Genomic DNA, 22,561 nt, shown 5'->3' on the forward strand with positions numbered 1-22,561 from the left:
TCTCGGTGCCGCTGAGAGAGATGCCCATTGATCGGGAAGCTCATCCTAGAGGAGGGCGCTGAAAAAAAGCCTAAGGCCGGAAAAGCGTCCCAGTCTCACCGAAACGCCCTTCCGTTCCTATTGTTCCTCAAGGCGCGAACTCCTTCAGGCCGCCGCCTTGGTGGATTCGTTGAAGAAAAGCGCCTGGCTGATCAATGCCTTGACCATATCGGGGTTGAACGGCTTCGTGACCAGGAACGTCGGCTCCGGGCGTTCGCCGGTCAGCAATCGTTCCGGGAAGGCGGTGATGAAGATCACCGGCACGCTCGCTGTCTTGAGAATGTCGTTGACCGCATCGATACCGGAGCTGCCGTCGGCAAGCTGAATATCTGCCAAAACCATGCCTGGACGGGTCTTGTTGTAGAGGGCAACCGCTTCTGCGTGCGTGCGCGCGATCCCGGTGACGCGGTGACCGAGGCTTTCCACCATCTGTTCGATGTCCATTGCGATCAACGGTTCGTCCTCGATGATCATGACGTCCGTGGCAACCTGGCGAGAGATCTCGCGTGACGCGTTGTCGAGCAAGCTGACGACTTCGTCGTCTTCCTCGCCCAGGATTTCGGCGATCTCGGCAACCCGAAAGTTCTCGACGGAGGCGAGGATAAAAGCCTGACGGGCACGGGGCGAAACCTTGGCAAGGTTCAGCGTCGCGCGCTGTTCCCACACGTATGGTGAGGCAGGTTCTGGAATCTGGATCGTGACGGAACCAAACAGCGTGGTGAAAAGTTTGTACAATGCGACGCGGTCATCCGCGGTATCCGGGAAAATGGATATGTCGGTAATGATCGCCTCGAGCACGGCGGCCACATAGGCGTCGCCCGACGTCTGCGTTCCAGTAAGCGCGCGGGAATAACGACGCAAGTAAGGAAGGTGCGGCGCAATTCGAGTCGAAAGTGTCATTTAAAGCTCCCACTAGCGGCCGGTGAACGGCCTCAATGGCGGTTAAAACGCGACGGACTGTAAAAATGTTCCTGGCATATAGGAACTTTTTTTTCTCAGCGGCATTATCGTGCCTACAAACAGAGGGCTCATCGCATTTGTTTCATGACACGCGACGGGATGTTCACTGATCAGCCGGTCTAAGCGGCTGAGTTAGTTATGACAAACTTAAGGCGACGTGGCAGAACGAGTGGATAACAAAGTAAAGTGACGACGATTGATGACGGCACGGAAAAATGAAAAGGATCGGCAGCGGCTGGAAATGCGCGCGAGCGATATCCTGGACCCGAACAGCCAGATCGGCGTGAAGTTGCGATCGCTTTATGCTGCCGTGCAGGACGAGGCGATTCCGGACCGCTTTCTCGATTTGCTCGAGAAGCTTGACCAGGCCGAACTCGTGGCGTCGGCCAAGGCTGTGAAGTAAGGTGGCTCCATGGAAAAGCAGCAACCAAGCTTCAAGCGCGAGCTTCTCGCGTCGCTACCCAGCCTCCGAGCCTTTGCGATTTCGTTGATTGGCCGGCACGACCGCGCTGATGATCTCGTTCAGGATACCATCATGAAGGCCTGGGCGAAGCAGGATCATTTCGAGATGGGCACCAACATGAAGGCCTGGCTCTTCACGATCCTGCGCAATGAGCTGTATAGCCAGATGCGCAAGAGTGGACGCGAGATTCAGGACAGCGATGGCCTGTTCACCGAGTCCATGGCGACGCACCCGGCCCAGTATGGGGCGCTCGATCTGCAGGATTTCAAGAAGGCGCTCGATCAATTGCCGCCGGACCAGCGTGAAGCGATCATTCTGGTCGGCGCCTCCGGGTTCTCCTATGAGGAGGCCGCCGAGATCTGCGGTTGCGCAGTCGGTACGATCAAGAGCCGCGTGAACCGCGCTCGTCAGCGTCTGCAGGAGCTCCTTCAGATTTCGGGCGAGGCGGATTTCGGACCAGACGCGACATCATCGCCGCTTACCTCCAAAGCCTTTGCCTTCTGATACCTGTATAGACGACACGAGAAAGGCCGGTCGCCCGCGAGCGCCGGCCTTTCTCGTGTCGTGTATCACGGTAGAGCTGTCTAAGCGTCAGTCGTCTCGCTTCGAGCCCATGAGATTGGCCATGACGATCGCCGCGAGGACCCCGGCCGTCAGCAGGGGCTGGGCCCGTACGAGGCCGATGCCGACTGCGGCAAGTGATTCCAGCGCCTGCTTGCGTTCCTTGGCGCGACGCGCCTCCTGCGCATTGATCACCATCATGGCGATGAGAACAACGACAGCAATCAGCAGCGCCGCGGCAGCAAGGAAGAGTGCTGCGCCGATCGGACCGTAAATGCCCGAGAGCCATATCGCGCCAGCCACGACGGCGAGCGCGTAGGCGGTCAACAACAGTACGACGGCAATTGCAACGAAAATACCGTTGCGCTTGGTCCGCGCAACGGTCCGGTGAACACTCGTGCCTACCAGCAGGCTGAGGAGCGGGAAGAGCATCTAGCCTCCTTAACGGCGGGCAAGGAGAGCAAGGACAAGCCCGAAGGCTGCCGCCGCGCCGACGGTTGCGACCGGGTGCCTGCGCACGGTGTTGCGCACTTCGCTCGCGCCGCGAAGGTAGCCTTCCTGCAATTCGTGGATTAGGTCCTCGCTGCGGGCGAGCAGGTCGTCGTAGCTGGCCGCTGCCTGATAGCGGATGCGATCACTCGATTTCCGCGACTGCTTCCCAGCAATCTTCGTCAGTGCTGCGATCTCCTCGCGAAGAGACTCGATCTGCTCTTCGATGGTGGATTCAATGTTGTGCAGCGTGCCGCCGCCATTGCGTCGGCTGCGGATGGGGTGGAGGAGCGAAGAGGCCACGATTTTCTCCATCGGTAAGGCACGCTCGGACGCGGCCTGGTTCAACACAAGGCCGTCGCCGAAGTTTGCATGAAGATTGTCGCCCGGCAATGACCTACATCGTCAATTGCTTAACGCGGGCGCCGGTCAAAAGTTCCGCTACGCTGGATTGCATCACGTTTGGACCGCACTATGAGCAAGCACGAAAGGCGTGCCATCTTCCGGAACCTGATTGATCCGCAGAGCACAGCCAAAGACGGACTCCATAGTCTCGTCCGTCAGTACCTCGCGGATGCTGCCGCTGGCAGCCACTTGGCCGGATTTCATAAGAATGATCTGGTCGGCAAAAAGCGTGGTCAGGTTGAGGTCGTGCATGACGGCGATGACGCCGCCGCCAGCCTCGCAGAATTTGCGCGCCAAGGTCATGATTGTCAGCTGGTGGCTGATGTCGAGGCTGGATACCGGCTCGTCAAGCAGAAGCCAGCACGGCTTTCCGTCGACAATCGGCTCGGCAATTTGGCAGAGGACGCGGGCGAGTTGCACGCGCTGCTGCTCGCCGCCCGAAAGCTCCTGATAGAAGCGTCCTTCGAAGCCGCCGAGGTCGACGGCGCTCAGCGCTTCCGCGGCGGTCTGCTCCGCTTTCTCGGGATTGCGGTTGACGCCAGTCGTGAGGCCCATGCGGACCACTTCGCGCACCGTGAACGGGAAAGAGATGGTGCTTGCCTGCGGCAGCACGCCACGCATCGTTGCCAGTTGCCATGGCTGCAGCGCGGTCACTTCCTGCTCATTGAGCCGAATGGAGCCGGAGTAGGGGAGTTCGCCGGAGACCGCCTTCATCGTGGTCGTCTTGCCTGATCCGTTTGGGCCGGCAATCGCCGTCAGCTGACCAGCCTGCGCGGCAAAGCCGACCTGGCTAACAATGGTCTTGCCGAAAAGGCGCACGGAAACACCGGATACTTCGATCATTGCTTAATACTCAAATGGCAAGGCGTGCGCGATGGCGCAACAGAATCCAAAGGAAGAACGGGCCGCCGACAGCCGCCGTTATGATACCGATCGGCAATTCGGCCGGCGCGACGATGGTCCTGGCAAGGACATCGGCGAAAATCAGCAGAGAGCCGCCAAGAAGCGCCGAGGCAGGCAGCAGGAAGCGATGATCAGGGCCGATTGACATGCGCAGCACATGCGGAACCACGATGCCGACGAAACCGATGCCTCCACTGACCGCGACCGAAGCACCCGTCGCTGCGGCGACGCTGACGATGGCGATATTCTTCAGCCGTTGAACGGGGACACCCATGTGAAAGGCCGTCGCTTCGCCAAGCGTGATGGCATTCAGACCACTGGCGATGAACGGTATGGCGGCAAAGGAGAGAAGAATGATCGGCCCGGCGGCCGTAATCTTCGCCCATGTCGCCCCGGCAAGTGATCCCATGCCCCAGAAAGTGAGGTCTCTGAGTTGCTGATCGTTGGCCATGTAGATCAGCAGTCCGGTGAGCGCACCAGCAAGCGAGCCAAGCGCGATACCGGCAAGCAGCATCGTGGCGACCGAGGTCTGGCCGTTCCCCGTTGCAATCCGGTAGAGCAGCCACGTACTGGCTAGGCCACCGCCGAACGCGGCGATCGGAAGCGCATAGATGCCCAGCAGCGTGTAAAGTGGCGCGGCAAAGGTGCTGGCGAGCACGATGATCACGACCGCGCCCAGGCTCGCCCCAGAGGAAACGCCGACAAGGCCGGGATCCGCAAGCGGATTTCGAAAAAGACCCTGCATGATCGCACCCGAGACGGCAAGCGAGCCACCGACCAGCAAACCCAGGATCGCTCGGGGCATGCGGATATCGAAGATGATGATCCGGTCTCTGGCGTTCAGCGCATCATCTGAGCCGGCCACGTTGGCGATGACGTCGAGGAACGAGGCGTTGGAAGCACCCGTTGTCACCGAAAACAGCAAGGACAGGACGGAGCCGACTGCAAGCAGAAGGATTGTCAGCAGGGCGAGGCGGCTGCGATCGCCAGCCCGGTGAAGCTCCCGGAGACCTGTCAGCGAAAACATCGCGCGCTTCCGTCGCATAGCATCCTGCAGGGCCATTATTCGCCCCCGAAGATCGCCACGTTCAATTGACGGACGGCGCTTGCGGTGCGGGGGCCGAAACCGAGTAAGTACAGGCCGTCCATGCGGATGATCGCCTTGTTCTGCGCGGCAGGCGTCAGGGCCAGCGCCGGCTGCTTGAGAAGATCTTCATTCTTTATGGCCGACCCGTCGCCACGGTTCATCATCAAAATGACGTCAGGCTTGGCCTCGATGATCGCTTCGTCGGTCAGCGGCTTGTAGCCGGGGAAATTGCCGACAGCATTGACGGAGCCCGACAGCGTGATGATGCCGTCGGCCGCAGTGCCTGTTCCGGAGGCCATGACCTTGCCGCCCTGCATGTTGAGGATGAAGAGGATACGCTTGCGCTCGCCTTCGGGACGTTTGGCGGCGTCGGCGATGGCGGCGTCCAGGTCCGCGCCGACCTTTCCTTCCAATGCCTTTGCCTTTTCGGGCTGGTCGAGCAGCTCGCCGACCCGATCGATTTTCGCAAGTATCCCTTCGCGCGTGTAGGCGTTCGGCACCGTCTCGAATGGGACGCTCGCGTTCTTCAGCACGTTCAGCGCCTCCGGCGGTCCTGATCCCTCGATCGCGATGATCGCTGTCGGGTTCATCGCAAGGATACCTTCGGGCGACAGGGCGCGCATGTAGCCGACATCGGGCAGCTTCATGGCCGCTTCCGGATACATGCTGGTCGAGTCGCGAGCGATCAGCCGATCCTGCTCATCGAGCGCATAGATGATCTCGGTGACATCGCCGCCGACGGCTACGAGACGCGTCGTATCCAGTTTATCGGCTGCTGTACCATTCGAGACGGGAGCCAGCGACAGCACAATAGCTGCCACCGAAAACGCCATCACCTGAAGCCGCTTGCTCTGCGGTTCCTTACGCATCGTCATCCCCTTGCTCAAGCCGCGACGCTGGTTTCTGCGCGCGGCAGGTTTTCCATGATGGCGCGCCAATCGTCGCGCTCGTCGTTGCCTTCTTTGCGCTTGCCGAAGAACTGGATGATCATTTCACCCTCGGCATTGTAGGCCTCGAGCGAGGTTACATGGCCGTCCTTCGTCGGCTTGCGCACGGCCCAGGTCTCGGCAATGTGATCCTGACGAAGGTGCAGGTGGAAGGTCGGATCGAGAACGTTGATCCACGGGCCCATCGGCTGCACGTTGAAGATCGGGCCGGAGTGGATCTGCACGACGCCGTTGTTAGCGACAAAGCACATGATCGGCAGGCCCGCGGTCACCGAAGCGTGCATCATCTCTGTCGTCGCCGTGTTGCCGAGCTGCCATGCATAGTCGTCGCCGACGGTGCGAACGGCAGCCTGGCGGCCAATTTTGAGCTTGCGCAGCATGCCGAAGAATTCATGCGTGTCGGTGAGCTTGCTCCAGTGCTCGCGCAGTTCATCGCGGGTGACTTCGCCGCTTTCATCCAGGGACGAGAGCGTCAGATCCGCGACGAACTCCTGCGACTGGTCTTCAAGCTTCAGATCACGGACGATGGCGTGATAGGCCTCGACGTCAGAGTTCGGGCGGAGATGGATCTTGTGAACGGAGTTTCCGGCCTTGTCGAAGTATTGGAGGCTCAGGCGCTCCTGGTCGCCATCCTTCTTGGAGACGGCGAAAGCATGTGCCCAGCGATTTGGGAAAATGCGCAGGTCGATGTTTTCGCCAAGCACGATCGACGCGTGTGGTCCGGCGGTGATGTTCTCGTAACCGCCGATCTTCTCGTGAACAGCGCTTTCGTTGCGGGAAAGAGCCATGACTTCGCCGAGTTCGGCGACCCGTTCCAGGAGCTTCAAGGCGCTGCCGTCGATCCGGGTTGCGCTGATGCCGACCTCGGCTGCAACAAGCGCTGCTTCCGAAATCTGAAGCTGAGCGGCGATATCGCGCTCGCGCATCTTCGGATTCTCTGCACGGAATGCGCGAATGTCGGCGGGAGCCGGTTTCGTGGTTTCAGTCATGTCCTAGCCCTACTTATTGAGAATGAGTTTGCCCTGACGGGTGATTTTCATGCGGTAGACCACGCCGTCGTGACGGATCATGATCTCGGTCGCTCCGCGAAAAATGTCTGCACTTTCCAGAACGCGCATTTCTGCCGTTGGGTCGCGCTGCAGCGACGCGTGACTAAAGCTATCTGGCTTCTCAACCATCATTTCGGTCGGTTATTTCCGCTCGATCCGCGGCGCCCAACGCCGGGAAAACCCATAATTATCTTGACTTTCATAGTCATCATTTTTTAATGACGCAATAGCGGAGTTTATAAGTCAAGTTTTAGATCCTACTGATGGAGGAATGGCAGTGAGCAAGGTTGCGGCACTTTTGACGAGCGGTCTGATCGTGGTTGCGGGTGCCTCGCAAGTCTTTGCTCAGGATGTAGCAGCAGCGTCGGCGGCCAAGGGCCTTGAAGTTGAGTTGAACGGTCTCGCGCCTTCACAGAAGGGCTGCATGATGACCTTCGTTGCGCTCAACAATCTCGCCGCGCCGATCAACAAGATCTCCTTCGAGCTTGCTTTCTTCAACGACAAGAATGCGGTCGACCGGGTCACCGTGTTGGACTTCCGCGATCTGCCGCAGGCCAAGAAGCGCGTCCGTCAGTTCGACATGCCGAATGTCAAGTGCGAGAGCGTGACGCGCCTGCTGATCAACGATGCGCCGGTCTGTGACGGGCCGGCTGCAGGCGAGTGCATGAAGGGTCTTGTGACCCGTTCTCAGGTTTCGGTTCCCTTCGAGGGTTGATTGTCTCGGCGGCATGACAGCCGGCGATTTTCTGTTTCAACGGGCCGAGGCAGGCACAAATGGCAGTTCCAGCAAAATCCGAATCGAGAATCATTCTCGTTGAGGAACCGGTCGCTGACGGCGAAATGAACGACAACAATCCCGGCATGCATCCGGGGCATGAATTGTCGGACCTTCGCAATGTGCCGCGCCAGCCAGCCGCCGAGGTTACGCTCCACTACGCACGCCTTGCCTTAATCGAGTCCTTCCCACAGGACCCGCAAACCGCGAGCAGCAGCGTCGCTGCCGCGCCGTCGATGGATGCAAGCGTCGAAAAGGAAGAGAGCGCAAGACCACGTCAGCGCAACGTGGTGATGGCTTGTCTGAGCTCCTTCGCGTGTCACGCGGCGGTCATTGCAATCCTAGTCGCCGGGTTTGTCGTCACACCGCAGGATCCGGTCGAAGAGGCCGGCGAAGTGGTGAGTGTCATCATCCTTGGCGATTCGGAGGCGGACCAAGCGGCGGCGGGTGAGAAGGCTGAGGAGCCAAAGCCCGAGCAGATCGTGGCCGAGACCGCGCAAACGCAGACGGTGCAGCCGACCGCGGCGACCCCGACGGAGACGGCGCCTACCGAGCCGGTGGCCGTTGCGCCCGCGCAAGAAGTCACTCGCGTCTCACCGGAGAATATCGTTGCCGCTGAACCGGAGGTTCTGACCTCGTTGTCATCGGCTGAGACGTCCGTCGTGCAGCCTATGGCGACCCAGATAGCACCCGCGGTTCTTGCAGAAACGCCTCCGGTTGCTCAAGCGGCGCCGGAAGAGATCAGGCCGGTTCAACCGGTGGAAACGGCAACGGTTGCTCCCGAGCCGGATAAGCCGACGCCTGAGCCCAAGCCGAAAGTGGAAAAGCCCGTCAAAAGGCCGATCGAGAAGAAGGAGCCGCCGAAGAAGGCTCAACCATCCGCAGGATCCGGCGGTGAAAACAAGCAGGATTCCAAGAGAGGGTCCGCCGACGGGACCGAGACGGCAACATCGAACCAGAATTCGCGTGGGGCTGGTAGCAGTGGCGGTGCGGGAAGTGCGGCTGTCGCCAATTATCCCGGCAAAGTGCAATCCCGGATCCGTCGTTCCGTCAAGGTGCCGTCGGAATACAAGCGCATGAGCACATCCATGAGTGTTCGCGTTCGCCTGACAATCGGGGCCAGCGGCGATCTGAACGGTGTTTCGATCGCGCGTAGCTCAGGCATTCCCGAGCTGGATCAAGCTGTTGTCGAGGGTATCCGCCGCGCCGCGCCGTTCCCTCCACTCCCTGCCGAGTGGGGGAAACCAGTCTGGTCGTTCAGTCAGGACGTTCAGGTGACGGGGCGTTGATAAATATGATTTCTATAATCAACTTTATACTTTACTCTAAAAATCAAGTTTAATAAGGTCCGCTCGCACACGCAGGAATCGTGTGACGATCAACGAGCGAACGGGTGGGAAATGGCTCGAAAGACGAAGAAGGGTTCCAACCGCGAGATCCGCGTCAACGCCGCTGTCGGGTCCGTTCAGGAAACGTCCGGGCAGTCCAAACTTGACGGACGCAGTTTCCTGTATGTCGGCGGACGAGACTGCCAGGTGGCGCATCTTCGCCAAATTGCCAGCAACTTCGGGGCAGAATTGATCCATCACGACGGCGGTTTGCGCGAGGCGGTCTCCCGAATCGATACCGTGCTTCCCTCGGTCGACTGCGTTTTCTGCCCGATCGACTGTATCAGCCACGATGCCTGCCTGCGGGTGAAGACCGGCTGCAAGAAGTTCGGCAAGGCCTTCATCCCGCTTCGAAACGGCAGCAAGTCGAGTCTGGAACGTGCGCTGCAGACAATGAACGAGCGAGACAATTCCCGATGAATGAAGAACGCCCTGACGGGGTCATGATGATCGGCCTGCACAAGCTTGCCGCTCAAAGAGGCGACGGCCTTGTGCCGGAACTTTACGAACTGCTGCTCCGGAATGCCGAGCGACGCAGAGACTATCCCAACGTATCGGAGTTTCCCCTCTGGGAGGCACGGATGCCCGGGCAGAAGCCGCTTGGACTGGAGGCTGCTAACGGCAATAATGTCGTGGCCTTCGCGGCGGCGCGCGCGGGCGCGAAAAACAAAGCTTGAGGGTCATTTTATGTATATCGCGATGAACCGCTTCAGGGTTGCGATCGGGTCCGAGGCAGACTTCGAGAATGTCTGGCGCAATCGCGATTCCAGCCTCTCGCAGGTTCCCGGCTTCGTTGAGTTCCGCCTACTACGGGGCAAGACGAATACGGAGGAGGACTACACCCTGTTTTCCTCGCATACGCTCTGGCAGAGCGAAGAGGACTTCCTGAACTGGACGAAGTCTGAAAACTTCCGCGCCGCGCACCGCGGTGCCGGCGAGCGCAAGGCCATGTACAAAGGGCCGCCAGTTTTCGAAGGTTTCAACGTCGTGCCCGGCATCTGAAGGGGCCGAGTTCGATCTTGGTGGCGGTCGGATTGCCGCGCTCCACGCAGAACATCAAGAGAAGCGGTTGGGCGCGTCTGACCTCCCTGAAGCGACGGCCGGCCGTAGGGCAAAGAGTTCTATGTCCATGACCCGCATGGCAATCTACAGCGGTCTGGACGCACACTCTTCAACTGGTCGATCAGCGTGGGCGGACGAAAGCGCCCGCAGCAATCGCTAGCCAGCCGAACATTATGGCAAATCCGCCGGTGGGCGCGGCCGTCGGAAACAATCCGGAACCCGCATAGCGCAAGGCGACGAGATCACCGGCAAACAGAATTGTGCCGACGCCTATAAGAATGCCGGCGAGCCATGCGGTCCGGAGTTTTTCAGCGCCGATGGCAAGAGCAAGCAGGGCGGGGGCGTGCGCCAGGCACATTGCCGAGGCGGAAGCAACCAGGTGCGCGTCGCCACCACCATGCGCCGCGGCTGCAGCCAGCGCCACGCCGGCAAAACCGAACAGGCCGGCAACCAGATAGAATAGCGGCGCAATACGCGCGTTCAGCGTCATGGTTGGTTCTATTCCTTGTTCTGCATGTGATATGCGAGCCGCTCGATGGGCGGGAGAATGATCTCGCGCAGCTTCGGATTGGCGATGGTTTCCTCAAGTGCCCGACGGAAACAGAGCAGCCACTCCTCGCGCTCCACAGGGCCGATCTCGGCAACGAAATGCCGGCTTCTGAGGCGCGGATGGCCGCGCTTGTCGGTGTAAAGCGGCGGGCCGCCGAGATAGCCGGTCAAGTATTCGTAAAATTTCTCCTCGCTGTCTTCCAGCGTCGGCGGGTGGACGGCGCGAACGTGCCTTGCCTCTGGCAGCGTCTCCATCAGCTCATAGAAGCGGCGCGTCAGCGCACGCACGACCGCATCGCGGCCAATTGCCTCATAAAGCGTAATGACTTTTTCCGTCACGGTTCCATTCCTCGAAATCGAACTCTTAATGCACCGCGAGGAACGGGACTGCAACCGCCTGGAACGCTCCGCGGCAATTCGCCCGTCGTCTGCCTGCCGCTCACAAATCCCTTGACAAAACCGTCTGGACGGTATCTTTTATCGCCATGTCACTCGCTCATCATCGCCGTAAGCAGCCTCTCATCGTACGCCAGCAATTGCTGGACGTAGCCGCTCGGCTGACGATGGAGCAAGGTATCGCGGCTGTGACACTGGATGCCGTGTCCGGCGCATCAGGGGTTAGTAAGGGTGGACTGTTGCACCACTTCCCGACGAAGAATGCGCTCTTGGATGCCCTTTTCGAAAGCCTCCTGGATCGCTTCGACGCCGATATCGATGAGCGCATGCGTGAAGACGCCGTGCCGCATGGTCGCTTCAGCCGCGCCTATCTGCATGCCGTCGCCGATCTCAGGGAAAGCCCCGACGAAGCCGCCCATTGGGCGCAGATCACCGTGGCGCTGCTCGCGGAGCCACGGCTTCGTCAGCGCTGGCGCGCATGGGTGCAGGAGCGGACGGAGGAATATATCGGTACGGATTCGTCCGTCGATGCGCAGATCGTTCGGTTTGCGGCCGATGGCCTCTGGCTTGCCGACATGCTCGGCAGCCATGATAACGGCGGCGATCGGTCTGCGCTGATTGCACGTCTCGTCGAACTGACCAACAAGTAGAGTAGGACTCCCGCTATGGCTCCCGCCGCCGTCTACGCGCTGCTTTTTGCTGCGATCGCGCTTGAGGTAATCGGCACGACGGCGCTGCAGTTGTCGCAGCAGTTCACCCGCGTCGGGCCGGCGGTTGTTGTGGTTGTCTGCTACGCTGCCGCATTCTATTGTCTGTCGATGACGCTAAAGATCATTCCTGTGGGCATCGCCTATGCGATCTGGAGCGCGCTCGGGATCGTGCTGATTTCTGCCGTCGGCCTCGTCTATTTCAAGCAGCGGCTTGATGCGCCTGCCATCATCGGGCTCGGGCTGATCATCGCCGGCGTGCTGGTGGTTAACGTTTTCTCGAAATCCATTTCCCATTGATTTGGGGCGCATCTTGCTAACCACCTTGAGCCGCTGCGATCCCGCGGATGTCGACGCGACATTTGACCGCTTCCGCGCAGGCTTGTGAAAAAATGCTGCCATATCCATATCCTCCTGAGTTTTTCACGGCTTATTCTACGCATTGGACAACCCATGACTGACGGTACCGCCGACGTAGGCCTTTCTGAAAATCCATCCGCAACGGGAGGCCAGTCCTTCAACACCGCCGGCATCGCGCCGATGGATCGAGCGAGCGCGATCACGCGCTTTTTCATGGGGGTCGTTGCGTGGGCGGAAAGGCTGAATTTCAAGTACGCCAAGCTAGGCAATCCGCCGGTTTATGATAACGCAACATTCCCATGGGCCTCTGAGATAGAGAAGGCGTGGCCGCAGATCCGTTCAGAACTGGACCGTGTGCTTGTGCGGCAGAGCGAACTGCCGACATTCCAGGATATCTCGACCGACGTGAAGACAATTTCCAACGATAGCGGCTGGAAGACCTTCTTCCTTGTCGGTTTCGGTGTGAAATCGGAACAGAACATTAAAGCGTGCCCGCAAACCTGGGAGGCGGTGCAAAAGATACCTGGATTGAAAACCGCCATGTTCTCGATTTTCGAGCCCGGCAAGCACCTGCCGGCTCATCGTGGACCTTACAACGGCGTGCTTCGCCTCCATCTTGGCATGATCGTGCCTGAGCCCGCGGACAAGCTGGCCATCCGGGTCAAGGATCAGATCTGCCACTGGCAAGAAGGTAAGGTTCTGATTTTCGACGATGCTTACGAGCACGAGGCCTGGAACCACACCGCTAAGACGCGCGTGGTGCTCTTCGTCGATTTCGTGAAGCCGTTGAAGTTCCCGGCTCGCATCGTCAACTGGGCGCTGATGAACCTTGCGGTGTTTACACCATTCATTCGTGAAGGGTTGGATAACCACAAGGAATGGGAAAAGAAGTTCTACGCGGAAGCGGAGGCCTTCAGAAACAGGCCGCAGAATTGAACACCCGATCGCGCAACCAATAGAGAGGCTCCGTTAGCGCGGGGCTTTTGTCGTCAGATAACGCAAAATGGTCAAGTTCTGAGCCAACGCCGATGGAAGTGAATCGCGCCTGCGGTCGAAGGTTACTCAGTTGTTGTTGGCCGCCATCACCTTGCGTTTCGCTTTGGTGGCCAGATACATGACATAGTTTTCCGCAGCATCCGCGAGATGAAGAGCGATTTCCTCTTCCCGCCATCCCGCCGCTACCGCGCGACGGACAACATCGGTGATTGCCGTTTTGCAGACGGCTTCGCATTCCCGCGAGCGTCCCATGTCTTCGGCGCTGTATTTCGGAGAATTGATGTTCGACATGGCAGCAAGGTGCCACAATCCGCCGTATTTTCAATTGGATGCTAATTTAGTGGTTAGCTGGTATGGTTAAGCGCATGAGGTCGGTTAAGACGCGGCCGCCGCGGTTGCATCAAAAAGGAAATGGCGGCCGCGCATGCACTAATATGGTACTTCCAGCACTGCTAATATGTGCCGTTTTCGTTAAAGAACGCTGAATGGAGTTTTGCGCTCGAATGAGCAAAATTTCGCCCGGCTGTCCTTAGCTCAGTATCTGTTGGAAAGCTGCCAAAAGCTTATCGCACTCAGCATCGGTCCCGATGCTTATACGAAGATAGTTTTCTATCCGTTCCGTCGGAAAATGCCGCACCAGGATCGCTTTGTCCCGTAATCTTGTCGCCAGTTCCGCACCGGATCTTTCGCGATGCCGTGCAAACAGAAAATTGGCGGAGGATCGGAGAACGTCAAAACCAAGCGCTCGCAGAGCGATGGTCAAACGCTCCCGGCTCGCCACAATCAAATCGCGGTGCTGCTGAAACCAGTCTTCGTCTTCCCAGGACGCAATTGCTCCCGCCAAGGCGAGCCTGTCCAGTGGGTAGGAGTTGAAACTATCCTTGACCCTTTCCAGTGCTTCGATCAGCGGTCGTTGTCCGGTCGCAAAGCCAACGCGGAGTCCGGCGAGACCCCGCGATTTTGAGAAAGTCTGGACAACAAGAAGATTCGGATACTCCCTTACGAGCGGGATCGCACTTTCACCGCCGAAATCCACATATGCCTCATCGATAACGACCACTTGATCAGGATGCTCTCCGATCAGGGTCTCTATTTCAGCGAGCGGCCGCGCCACGCCTGTCGGTGCGTTGGGATTCGGCAGGATGATTGCTCCGCAGGATTGCTGGTAGTCCGCAATCCGAACCTGCATGTTCTCATCAAGGGGAACTCGACGAGAGCGTATTCCGTACAAGCGGCAATAGGTTGGATAGAAGCTGTAGGTTATGTCGGGAAAAAGCAGCGGCTGTTCATGATTGAGGAGAGCATGGAAAGTATGCGCCAGAACCTCGTCGGAGCCGTTTCCAACGAAAACCTCGTTCGGATCGAGGTCATAGCGGGCGGCGATCACCTCGCGCAACCGTAAGCCTGTCGGGTCCGGATAGAGCCGGAGAGTATCGTTTGCCGCTTCTGAGATCGCTGCGATGGCGCGTGGCGATGTGCCGTAGGGATTTTCGTTGGTGTTTAGTTTGACCAATCCGCTGATTGTCGGTTGCTCGCCCGCAACGTAAGGCGTCAAACAATGAACAAGCGGACTCCAAAAACGGCTCATTATAACTTCCAATTCGATGCTGTCGCAAATACCGCAATTAAAGCAGCCCTTTAGCCGCTGATTTCGCACCGTCGCAAAATCGGTGGCCGGCGGCAACCAGCGCAACGAAGATATTTTCGGTAGGTGGCTCCCGCTAGAGCAGCCCTATTTTGCAAGCGGTCCGGGCGCTGCTGATGCTCCGGTGCGTGTCGACGCATGGGGTCTTCAACGGGATGCTCGGCGTTTCTCTGAGCTATCACGACCTACGGCAATTTTTGCTTCCTCAATGGGCTTCCACGGTGGTCCAAAGGGAAAGTGCCTACGACAACGAAGGGGAGGTGATCGGTCACGAAAGCGATCAGCAAACCATAATCCCGCGTTCCGGCAAAACATCATTGCATTCTAATCGATAGGATATTATCTAATTTCATGCCAATGAATCTGAAACAAACTTGGGCTGAGTTCGCACCGCTGCTTATGGTCTGTGGGCGCGGGTGGCGTCGGGCGTTGAATGCCGTCCTGACCGAGCACAACCTGTCGGACGCCAGCGCTGCGCCATTGATTGCGCTGCTTCGACATGGCGACAGGATACCGCAGGGTGTTCTGGCTGAAAGGGTCGGTGTTGAAGGGCCGACGCTCGTGCGGGTTCTCGACAGTTTGGAAAATGACGGCTTGATCTGCCGGGTCCCCGATGAAACGGACCGGCGCATCAAGTTGGTGCAACTCACCGGAGGAGGCACAGCGGTCGCCGAGCGCGCCGAAAGTTGTGCGGCGGAGCTGCGAGCACAGATCCTAGGCGACCTTGATCCCGAACAGGTCGAGGCCGCCCTGGAGGTCCTGCGCGCCATCGCGGCGAAAACCGCGGCCCTATCCGGAATACAGGAAAATGACGAGTAGCAAGAATGCGACCGATCCCAGCCTGGGGGACGTCGTTTTTTCCATCAAGACCTTCGCCGCCGCAATGCTGGCGCTTGGTCTTGCGCTTTGCTTCGACCTGACAAACCCATACTGGGCGGTCGGCACGGTTTACATCGTGGCCCATCCGCTATCGGGTGCGAGCACGTCGAAGGCGCTCTACCGACTAATTGGCACCGCACTCGGCGGTACGGTTACGGTGATCCTGATCCCCAACCTCGTCAATTCGCCTGAAATGCTGACGCTTGCGATCGCGCTGTGGATGGCCTTTTGCCTTGGTGTCAGCCTGCTCGACCGGACGCCACGCAGCTACAGCTTCATGCTGGCCGGATATACCACTGCGCTGACCGGGTTCCCGATCGTCGCAAACCCGGATACGGCTTTTACCTATGCAACGGCCCGTGTCGTTGAAATCGCGCTTGGCATTATCTGCGCGGCGATTGTCAATCGTATCTTCTTTCCTCGACACGCCGGGCCGGTTCTGGCGGCGCGCATCAATGCGTGGCTAGGTGATGGCGCCGAGCTTGCGACTGGCACGCTGAAGGGCAGGGGACGCGATCCTTCGCTCCTGGCGGCGGCCCGCCGGCTCGCCGCCGATGCGGTCGATCTCCACAGCTTCACCACCCACGTCGCCTACGATACCTCGGCGCTGCGCGACATCGTCGGCCGCACCAGAATATTGCAACAGCGCATGGTTGCGATGCTGCCGATCGTTTCCGGCCTAGCCGACGTACTGCACGCGCTCGACAAGGCGACAGCTGGCAAACTCACACCTGCGATCACCGCGCTGGCAAGCGAAGTCACAACGCTGCTCGAAAGTGGTGCGCCTCTTGCCGAGGAGAAGCGCCAACAGCTCCTTGCCCTGATGGCGAAGGCCGAGGAGGAGGGGCGCGAGCAACAGGAGTGGAACGGTCTGCTGGCCCATAACTTCACAGCGCGCATCCGCGATCTCGTGCAAATCTGGGGAGACTGTCTCAGCCTCCGCCAGGACATAGAATCCGGGTCTCATCATGATCTTCGTTGGCGCCGTTTCGGCACGTCCTTCGACCGGGCTCCGATCCACAAGGATTACGGAATGGCCATTCACTCCGGCCTGTCCGTAATGCTGGCGACATTCATCGCGACAGCTCTCTGGATCTATACCGGTTGGCCTCAGGGCAGCGCGGCTGCGATGATGGCTGGCGTGCTCTGCTGCATCTTTTCGTCGATGGACGATCCCGCACCGATGATGATCAGGTTCGTCAATGTGGCGATCGTGACCGTCATTGCAGCCTTCGTCTTCGAATACGGTCTGATGCCGCTGATTCACAACTATGTCGAACTCGCCGCCGCACTCGGGTTGATGCTCGTGCCGGCCGGGTTGCTGATGACCAGGCCGGCTCTTGCTCTCTATGGAATGGGTTTCTGCGTGAACCTGCCGAACATGCTGACGCTGCAGGACCGCCTGAATCTCGATCTCGCCTCTTTCGTCAATTCGAATGCGGCCATGATCATCGGAATGGTGATTGCCTGCGGAACGACAGTTCTCGTTCGCTCTGTTGGGGCTGAGTGGACGGCCTACCGCCTGCTCCGGTCCGGCTGGACGGATATCGTCGCTGCGGCGTGCCGACCTGAGGAGGTCGACTTCACGAAGTTGCTATATCGCATGGTCGACCGGCTTGGTTTGGTCGCTCCGCGCCTGGCGATGATCCCGGCCGAATCCGCGGTCGCACAGACCGACATTCTGCGCGACCTGCGCAACGGCCTCAACACGCTGGATCTCCAGCGCCACAAGCAGTTGGTGTCACGCGACAAACGCGAACCGATCGAGAACGTGCTGTCTGGTATCGCGGCCCACTATCAGCAGAAGCAGAGGAGCCGGGACGCGCAGCCTGACGAAAACCTGCTCAAGACGCTGGACCAGTCGCTCGCGGCACTGGTCGAGGCCGGCAAGTCTTCGGCGATCGAAGGCGCGCGCCGCTCCATGACCGCGCTCAGATACACCCTCTACCCCGATGCAGCCTCCCTCCCTGTAGTCGCTGCCGCTGGCGCGAGAGGACGAACCGCAAAGGAATATGCCGCATGAGGCCTGATATCGACATTTACGGGATCTTCATCCCGACGCTCGGCGCAATCGCGCTCGTCGCTTACCTCCTCAACGCCATCCTGCGGCGCGTGCTGGCGTCTGTCGGCTTCTACCGGCTGGTCTGGCATCGACCGCTTTTCGATACGGCCATGTACTTCTGCCTGCTTGGCGCAATCGCGCTGTCTTTGAATAAGGTGTCATTATGAAATCGCTTCTCGCTCATTCCGGTCGCTTCTTGCTCACCGGCGTCATGGTTGCCTTGGCGGGAGTGCTCGGCTGGCATCTGTGGGACTATTACATGGACGAGCCCTGGACGCGGGACGGCAAGGTCCGCGCCGACGTGGTGCGACTTGCGGCCGATGTCTCCGGGATCGTCAGTGCGGTCGATGCCAAGGACAATCAGGCTGTCCACAAGGGCGACGTGATCTTCCGCATCGATCAGGCGCGCTTCACACTTGCCCTGCGCCAAGCCGAAGCCCAAATGGAGAGCAGCAAGGCGGCGCTCGGCATGGCAAGAAGTGATGTCGAGCTCTATCGCAAACTCGGCGAGAGCTCGGTAACGCGGCAGAAGATCCAGCAGGCCGAAACGACCGTTCAACAGGGCGAAGCCGCCTATAACCAGGCACTGATCAGCCGCGACACCGCGCAACTTAATCTGGACCGCTCAGTGGTGCGCGCGCCAGTCAACGGCGTGCTGACGAACTTCTCGATGCAGCCGGGAAACTATGTGACGGCGGGCACCGCCGTTACCGCGTTGATCGACAGCGATTCCTATTATGTCGCGGGCTATTTCGAAGAGAACAAGCTGGACCGCATCAAGGCCGGTGATCCCGCGCTCGTCTATCTGATGGGGAGCAAGACACCTCTGAAGGGGCATGTCGACGGCGTTGCTGGTGGCATCGAAGACCGGGAGCGAAGCGATACCAGCGCACAGCTCGCCAACGTAACGCCCACATTCACGTGGGTTCGGCTTGCTCAGCGCGTTCCCGTGCGGGTGGCGCTCGATACTCTGCCAGACGATACGGCGCTGGTCGCCGGTCGCACGGCAAGCGTCACCATCGTCAAGTGATCGGCGCGCCTCCGAGAGCCGCTTTCGCAAACTGTAAGTTCACCGGTCTGGGCGTCCATCGATGACCGGGTGAAGGGAGCTGTGGCACGGCGAAGGTGCTCGGCTCGAGAAAAACAAATGGACACCCCGGTTCTAGGAGACCGCCGTGGACAACCGCCACGTCATAGAAATCACCGCCTGGCTGATGCAGAGCGGACTGAAGGGCGTGGCGGAAGCGGACCTCCTCGCCGGGATTTGCGAACGGTGTCGCGCGATCGGACTTCCGATCGAGCGCTCCGTTGCCGTCATGGATACTCTGCACCCGATCTATGAACGCCGAGCGTTCCGCTGGGACAGCAGGGAGCCGATCGAACGGGTCTCGGAATACGGCTTCTCCGATCCTGGCGTGATCGCTGACAACTGGCTTCGCTCCGCCTTCCATCACTTGGAAACAACGGGGTCTGGAGAGGTCCGCAGAAATCTGACCGAGGGCGATCCGACCGAGTTCTATCTGCTCGATGATCTGAAGGCCGCTGATTTCACGGACTTCATCGCCATGGCGCACCGGTTCGGAGACCGTGGAACGATCGGAGACATCGACTGCTTCGTCTCTCACTTCGCCACCCGGTCGACGGGAGGCTTCTCTGAAAGTGACATTGCCGTACTGCGCGATCTGCTTCCCTGTCTGGCGCTGGCTGTTAAATGCGTGACGATCAGCGGTGTGGCCGGCACGATTGCCAAGGTCTACCTGGGGCAGGATGCTGCCAATCAGGTATTGCACGGCAAGATCGGCCGCGGTCAAAGCGACCGTATCTCGGCGGCCCTCTGGTTTTCCGACCTCGCCAATTTCACGCATATATCGGATACGGTCGATCCGGAAGAGATCATTCCGATGCTCAACGACTATGCCGATGCAGTGATCTCGTCGGTCCAGCAGGCCGGAGGCGAGGTACTTAAGCTGATGGGCGACGGCACGCTGGCGATATTCAAGGGCAGGCGGCCCAGCGAGGCCTGTTCTGCGGCGCTGAAGGCGCGGTCGCTGCTCGACAAGCGCCTGCTCGATCTCAATGCGCAACGGCGCATCGAGGGCGGGCCGGTGACCGACGTCTATCTCGGGCTTCATCTCGGCGACGTCTTCTACGGCAACATAGGCAGTGAAGACCGCCTTGATTTCACGGTCATCGGGCCAGCCGTCAACGAGGTTAGCCGCATCGTCTCCCTCTGCCGGTCGCTGCAGAGCCGTTTGCTGATGTCGGCGAGTTTTGCGGCGATCATCCCGCCATCACAGATGGACAGCCTGCATTCGATCGGTCTCCACGTACTGCGCGGTGTCAATCGCGCGCAGGAACTCTTCACACCGGCCATCTAGCCGCGCCCGGTTGCGCCGCGAACATCTGTGTTTCGTTTCCGGCGAGTTTTGGCGTTTCGACTGGACAAGCGGCTCCTTCTGCACCTCAGCTCATTTGTGCGGATGCGCAACGCGCTAATGCCGACGTAACAAGAGCCGGCGGCGTCGATTGATACGCGTTTGTTACCGTTGCGTACTTCCATCGAACAGCCTCGTCGATAACATGCCTCCGACGAAGCCGACCGAACCCGGGGTGGTCTTCATGGGCAAGGAAAACGACGAGGTAAGAACGTCCACAGACGCTGAGCGCCGAGGACTGCGTCGCCTAATGCTGAAGCTGCCCGCCGTGCGTGGACGACTTCACTCGATCGGGGAGAAGTCGGAATCCCTTCGCAGTCTTTGCGAAGCCTATGAAGATGCGAGTTCCACTCTTGACCGGTTGAGAAGTGCTGCCGGAGATGGGAACCGTGCGATGCTCCATGAGTACGAAATCGTCTGCGCGGAGATCGAGGCAGATGTGACGAAGTACTGCCTTGAACACTGAGGCGGCGTGCCGGATTAGGACCAGTGGATAGGCCAGCCCCTATCACGTTTCGGTTTTGTTAGCATTTCATATTGCAACCTCTTGTTTTCTGCGCAACAGCCCCATCTGTTCTACTTGGCATTGAGCATTGCGTAGCAGGGGCGGGGCGGCAGTGATGAGAGCTGAAGAACAGTATGGCGTGGGTCAAGAAGTCCCGTGCCCAGAAGCCCTTGCAGAGCTGGAGCGTCTGCTCGCCGACGAGCGGTTTAGAGCTACCGAACGAAGCCGGAGCATTCTCAGATATATCGTGGAACAGCAATTCGCCGGTTGCGCGGAGGGCGTGAAAGCCTATTCCATCGCCGTCGATGTGCTCGGGCGGCAAAGCAATTTCGATCCCTCGCTCGATCCTATCGTCCGCATCGAACTGAGCCGGCTGCGATCTTCGCTTAGCCAGTACTACGAGGCCTTCGGCACGGAGGGTGGCGTCACGGTTCAACTGCCGAGGGGGCGCTATGTCGCCGTTTTCACGCTGCCGCCGGGAAATTTCCCGCACGTCGATGCGGAAGAGCATTCCGCAGTGGTCGACGTAGACCCTATAGATGTCGTTTCTGCTCAGGTTTCCCCAACCGTTGTTTCCACTGCCCCAAGCTGGTCGTGGCTGGCGGTGGCAACCCTGGGGCTGCTGATGATTGCGGCGGTGGCGGGCGGTGTCGCCGTCTACGCGTCACGCCCGATCATGACCGCCAAGCCGACCGTTGTCATCACCCTGGCCGCCATGGACGAGGCGTTGCGCGGTGAGGCCTCTGTTACGCGGGACATGCTGTTGACCGCCCTGACGCAATTCCAGACTTTGACGGTTTCACAGGTTCCGCGGCGCGAAAGACCGCTTGCCTCGGTGCTTCGCCCGGCAAAATCGAACACCTATGCGATCGATATGAAGTACTATGGTGATGGCCACGATCGCAGCATTTGGTGGCAGATCGTCGACACCGAGACGGGCGACCTTCTGAAATCCGGCCTTGAAAGGGTCGATGCCACCGGGCAAACGGCTGCGGCGGTACGCGGTGAACTGGTTGCGCAGCTTGCACGCCGCTTTGCTACGATACGCGGCGTGATCAACAATATCGAAACCCACAATGCGGCCGAGCGCTCGCTTGGCAACGCATGCGTCCTTCGGGCCGAGTACGAGCTCGACGGCGGCGGGGCATCGGGCATCGGGCAGACGATCAGTTGCCTCGAGCGAACGATCGCGGCTAACAGTTATGATGCCGACGCAACGGCAGCGCTCGCAACGGTGCTGGCGGCGGAACAGGCGGAAGCTGCCGACGACAGCAAGATGGCGCGTGCGCTTGAACTTGCTGGCCGGGCCGTTTCTTTAGCGCCGCTCTCCGATCGGGCTCATATCGCATTGATGTTGGCACAATTCTACAGTGGGCGGATTGACGCGGCACTCGCCGAAGGCAACCGCGCGCTGGCGCTCAATCCCAACAACCCCGATGTGGCAGCAAAGCTTGCCCTTGTCCTGTTCTCGTCTGGCTATTTCGATGCGGGCGTTTCTTTGGCTCGGGATGCCGGCAAGTCGGTTGATGTCGTCCCGCGCGACGCGGTTCTCGTGCTCGCGCTCGACGCTTACCGGCGAAGAGATTGGTCGGAGGCCTCGCTGCTTGCTGAGCAGACGAGCGATAGCGCTTTCCTGATCGGCGTCCTGCGTGTGGCAGCACTGGCACAGCTTGGGTCGGATGGAGCCGCGCCGCGGCTAGCCGAACTCCGGCAACTCGCGCCAGATTTCGAGACGACCTTCCGCGAGAGAATGGCGCAGCGACGGTATCAGCCGGTGTTTTCCGCATCGATTGAGGAAGGGCTTGCGAAAGCGGGCGCCCGCTTCAAGGTTGAGGGCGAGGCTACTGCGTTTTAGGTGTCTTCGTCGCGGATGTTTTGCGCGGAGCCCCTTCGGCTTCG

The 22,561-nt window shown here is 59.5% G+C and carries 29 protein-coding genes; 17 read left to right on the forward strand and 12 right to left on the reverse strand.

The genetic code is table 11. The features are described from left to right. Positions 1–144: 144 nt before the first annotated feature. Positions 145–939, reverse strand: a complete 795-nt coding sequence (locus ATY79_RS30015) for a response regulator (protein WP_088695024.1) — start codon at positions 937–939, stop codon at positions 145–147. 301 nt (positions 940–1,240) lie between these two features. Here ATY79_RS30015 and ATY79_RS30020 point away from each other — a divergent pair, with 301 nt between their 5' ends. Together ATY79_RS30020 and ATY79_RS30025 are read left to right on the forward strand one after the other, a co-directional pair. Then, the gene (locus tag ATY79_RS30020) at positions 1,241–1,402 is read left to right on the forward strand and encodes a NepR family anti-sigma factor (RefSeq protein WP_245312480.1); all 162 of its coding nucleotides are present in this window, start codon (positions 1,241–1,243) and stop codon (positions 1,400–1,402) included. 9 nt (positions 1,403–1,411) lie between these two features. Beyond that, positions 1,412–1,966 carry an RNA polymerase sigma factor gene (locus ATY79_RS30025; RefSeq protein WP_088695022.1) on the forward strand — a complete coding sequence of 185 codons (555 nt, stop codon included), beginning with the start codon at positions 1,412–1,414 and terminating at the stop codon, positions 1,964–1,966. A gap of 87 nt (positions 1,967–2,053) precedes the next feature. On the opposite strand, the gene ATY79_RS30030 is transcribed toward ATY79_RS30025, so the two are convergent. The 7 genes from ATY79_RS30030 to ATY79_RS30060 all read right to left on the reverse strand — a co-directional run bounded on the left by ATY79_RS30030 (position 2,054) and on the right by ATY79_RS30060 (position 7,035). Continuing rightward, positions 2,054–2,455, reverse strand: a complete 402-nt coding sequence (locus tag ATY79_RS30030) for a hypothetical protein (RefSeq protein ID WP_088695021.1) — start codon at positions 2,453–2,455, stop codon at positions 2,054–2,056. A 9-nt stretch (positions 2,456–2,464) separates the two neighbouring features. Further along, complete coding sequence (locus ATY79_RS30035) at positions 2,465–2,827, reverse strand: DUF883 family protein (protein WP_189638102.1); 363 nt, start codon at positions 2,825–2,827, stop codon at positions 2,465–2,467. A 141-nt stretch (positions 2,828–2,968) separates the two neighbouring features. Next, positions 2,969–3,760: a heme ABC transporter ATP-binding protein gene (locus tag ATY79_RS30040; protein WP_088705769.1), complete on the reverse strand. Its 792-nt coding sequence runs from the start codon at positions 3,758–3,760 to the stop codon at positions 2,969–2,971. 10 nt (positions 3,761–3,770) lie between these two features. Then, positions 3,771–4,883: an iron ABC transporter permease gene (locus ATY79_RS30045; protein ID WP_088695019.1), complete on the reverse strand. Its 1,113-nt coding sequence runs from the start codon at positions 4,881–4,883 to the stop codon at positions 3,771–3,773. Further along, positions 4,883–5,782 (reverse strand): ABC transporter substrate-binding protein, encoded by a 900-nt coding sequence (locus ATY79_RS30050; RefSeq protein WP_088695018.1) that lies wholly within the window; start codon positions 5,780–5,782, stop codon positions 4,883–4,885. Before ATY79_RS30050 ends, ATY79_RS30045 begins: the two co-directional genes overlap by 1 nt. A gap of 8 nt (positions 5,783–5,790) precedes the next feature. Beyond that, complete coding sequence (locus tag ATY79_RS30055; RefSeq protein ID WP_088695017.1) at positions 5,791–6,843, reverse strand: ChuX/HutX family heme-like substrate-binding protein; 1,053 nt, start codon at positions 6,841–6,843, stop codon at positions 5,791–5,793. A 9-nt stretch (positions 6,844–6,852) separates the two neighbouring features. Beyond that, positions 6,853–7,035 (reverse strand): hemin uptake protein HemP, encoded by a 183-nt coding sequence (locus tag ATY79_RS30060; protein WP_088695016.1) that lies wholly within the window; start codon positions 7,033–7,035, stop codon positions 6,853–6,855. Positions 7,036–7,174: 139 nt separating this feature from the next. On the opposite strand from ATY79_RS30060, the gene ATY79_RS30065 reads away from it, so the two are divergent. The 5 genes from ATY79_RS30065 (at position 7,175) to ATY79_RS30085 (ending at position 10,068) form a co-directional block, all read left to right on the forward strand. After that, complete coding sequence (locus ATY79_RS30065; RefSeq protein ID WP_088695015.1) at positions 7,175–7,618, forward strand: hypothetical protein; 444 nt, start codon at positions 7,175–7,177, stop codon at positions 7,616–7,618. A 59-nt stretch (positions 7,619–7,677) separates the two neighbouring features. Next, the gene (locus tag ATY79_RS30070) at positions 7,678–8,967 is read left to right on the forward strand and encodes an energy transducer TonB (protein ID WP_088695014.1); all 1,290 of its coding nucleotides are present in this window, start codon (positions 7,678–7,680) and stop codon (positions 8,965–8,967) included. 111 nt (positions 8,968–9,078) lie between these two features. Next, positions 9,079–9,486 carry a DUF2325 domain-containing protein gene (locus ATY79_RS30075; RefSeq protein ID WP_088695013.1) on the forward strand — a complete coding sequence of 136 codons (408 nt, stop codon included), beginning with the start codon at positions 9,079–9,081 and terminating at the stop codon, positions 9,484–9,486. Then, a complete protein-coding gene (locus tag ATY79_RS30080; protein ID WP_088695012.1) occupies positions 9,483–9,743 on the forward strand; it encodes a hypothetical protein in 261 nt (86 codons plus the stop codon). Before ATY79_RS30075 ends, ATY79_RS30080 begins: the two co-directional genes overlap by 4 nt. A gap of 10 nt (positions 9,744–9,753) precedes the next feature. Next, positions 9,754–10,068 (forward strand): antibiotic biosynthesis monooxygenase, encoded by a 315-nt coding sequence (locus tag ATY79_RS30085; protein ID WP_088695011.1) that lies wholly within the window; start codon positions 9,754–9,756, stop codon positions 10,066–10,068. Positions 10,069–10,249: 181 nt separating this feature from the next. Here ATY79_RS30085 and ATY79_RS30090 read toward each other — a convergent pair whose 3' ends face one another. Beyond that, positions 10,250–10,618, reverse strand: a complete 369-nt coding sequence (locus ATY79_RS30090) for a DUF423 domain-containing protein (protein ID WP_088695010.1) — start codon at positions 10,616–10,618, stop codon at positions 10,250–10,252. A gap of 8 nt (positions 10,619–10,626) precedes the next feature. Then, positions 10,627–11,016, reverse strand: a complete 390-nt coding sequence (locus ATY79_RS30095) for a group II truncated hemoglobin (protein WP_088695009.1) — start codon at positions 11,014–11,016, stop codon at positions 10,627–10,629. A 146-nt stretch (positions 11,017–11,162) separates the two neighbouring features. Here ATY79_RS30095 and ATY79_RS30100 point away from each other — a divergent pair, with 146 nt between their 5' ends. The 3 genes from ATY79_RS30100 (at position 11,163) to ATY79_RS30110 (ending at position 13,076) form a co-directional block, all read left to right on the forward strand. Beyond that, a complete protein-coding gene (locus ATY79_RS30100) occupies positions 11,163–11,723 on the forward strand; it encodes a TetR/AcrR family transcriptional regulator (protein WP_088695008.1) in 561 nt (186 codons plus the stop codon). 15 nt (positions 11,724–11,738) lie between these two features. Further along, positions 11,739–12,080, forward strand: coding sequence for an SMR family transporter (locus tag ATY79_RS30105; protein ID WP_088695007.1), 342 nt, complete (start codon positions 11,739–11,741; stop codon positions 12,078–12,080). A gap of 153 nt (positions 12,081–12,233) precedes the next feature. Continuing rightward, positions 12,234–13,076, forward strand: a complete 843-nt coding sequence (locus ATY79_RS30110; RefSeq protein ID WP_088695006.1) for an aspartyl/asparaginyl beta-hydroxylase domain-containing protein — start codon at positions 12,234–12,236, stop codon at positions 13,074–13,076. 126 nt (positions 13,077–13,202) lie between these two features. Here ATY79_RS30110 and ATY79_RS30115 read toward each other — a convergent pair whose 3' ends face one another. Together ATY79_RS30115 and hisC are read right to left on the reverse strand one after the other, a co-directional pair. Next, complete coding sequence (locus ATY79_RS30115; protein WP_088695005.1) at positions 13,203–13,427, reverse strand: hypothetical protein; 225 nt, start codon at positions 13,425–13,427, stop codon at positions 13,203–13,205. Between the two features lie 238 nt (positions 13,428–13,665). Then, positions 13,666–14,724 (reverse strand): histidinol-phosphate transaminase, encoded by a 1,059-nt coding sequence (hisC, locus tag ATY79_RS30120; protein WP_088705770.1) that lies wholly within the window; start codon positions 14,722–14,724, stop codon positions 13,666–13,668. Positions 14,725–15,132: 408 nt separating this feature from the next. Here hisC and ATY79_RS30125 point away from each other — a divergent pair, with 408 nt between their 5' ends. From ATY79_RS30125 to ATY79_RS30155, 7 genes are all read left to right on the forward strand, one after another. After that, on the forward strand, positions 15,133–15,600 hold the full coding sequence (locus ATY79_RS30125; RefSeq protein WP_088695003.1) for a MarR family transcriptional regulator: 468 nt from the start codon (positions 15,133–15,135) through the stop codon (positions 15,598–15,600). After that, positions 15,590–17,683 (forward strand): FUSC family protein, encoded by a 2,094-nt coding sequence (locus ATY79_RS30130; RefSeq protein WP_088695002.1) that lies wholly within the window; start codon positions 15,590–15,592, stop codon positions 17,681–17,683. The genes ATY79_RS30125 and ATY79_RS30130 overlap by 11 nt, the downstream gene beginning before the upstream one ends. After that, the gene (locus ATY79_RS30135; protein WP_088695001.1) at positions 17,680–17,889 is read left to right on the forward strand and encodes a DUF1656 domain-containing protein; all 210 of its coding nucleotides are present in this window, start codon (positions 17,680–17,682) and stop codon (positions 17,887–17,889) included. The genes ATY79_RS30130 and ATY79_RS30135 overlap by 4 nt, the downstream gene beginning before the upstream one ends. Beyond that, complete coding sequence (locus ATY79_RS30140) at positions 17,886–18,752, forward strand: HlyD family secretion protein (RefSeq protein WP_088695000.1); 867 nt, start codon at positions 17,886–17,888, stop codon at positions 18,750–18,752. The genes ATY79_RS30135 and ATY79_RS30140 overlap by 4 nt, the downstream gene beginning before the upstream one ends. Positions 18,753–18,897: 145 nt before the next feature. Continuing rightward, positions 18,898–20,100, forward strand: a complete 1,203-nt coding sequence (locus ATY79_RS30145) for an adenylate/guanylate cyclase domain-containing protein (protein WP_088705771.1) — start codon at positions 18,898–18,900, stop codon at positions 20,098–20,100. 241 nt (positions 20,101–20,341) lie between these two features. Further along, on the forward strand, positions 20,342–20,623 hold the full coding sequence (locus tag ATY79_RS30150; RefSeq protein WP_189637265.1) for a hypothetical protein: 282 nt from the start codon (positions 20,342–20,344) through the stop codon (positions 20,621–20,623). Positions 20,624–20,777: 154 nt separating this feature from the next. Continuing rightward, positions 20,778–22,517 carry a hypothetical protein gene (locus tag ATY79_RS30155; RefSeq protein WP_088705772.1) on the forward strand — a complete coding sequence of 580 codons (1,740 nt, stop codon included), beginning with the start codon at positions 20,778–20,780 and terminating at the stop codon, positions 22,515–22,517. The last annotated feature ends 44 nt before the right edge of the window (positions 22,518–22,561 follow it).

Source organism: Rhizobium sp. R693 (genome assembly GCF_002211315.1).
Taxonomy (GTDB): domain Bacteria; phylum Pseudomonadota; class Alphaproteobacteria; order Rhizobiales; family Rhizobiaceae; genus Rhizobium.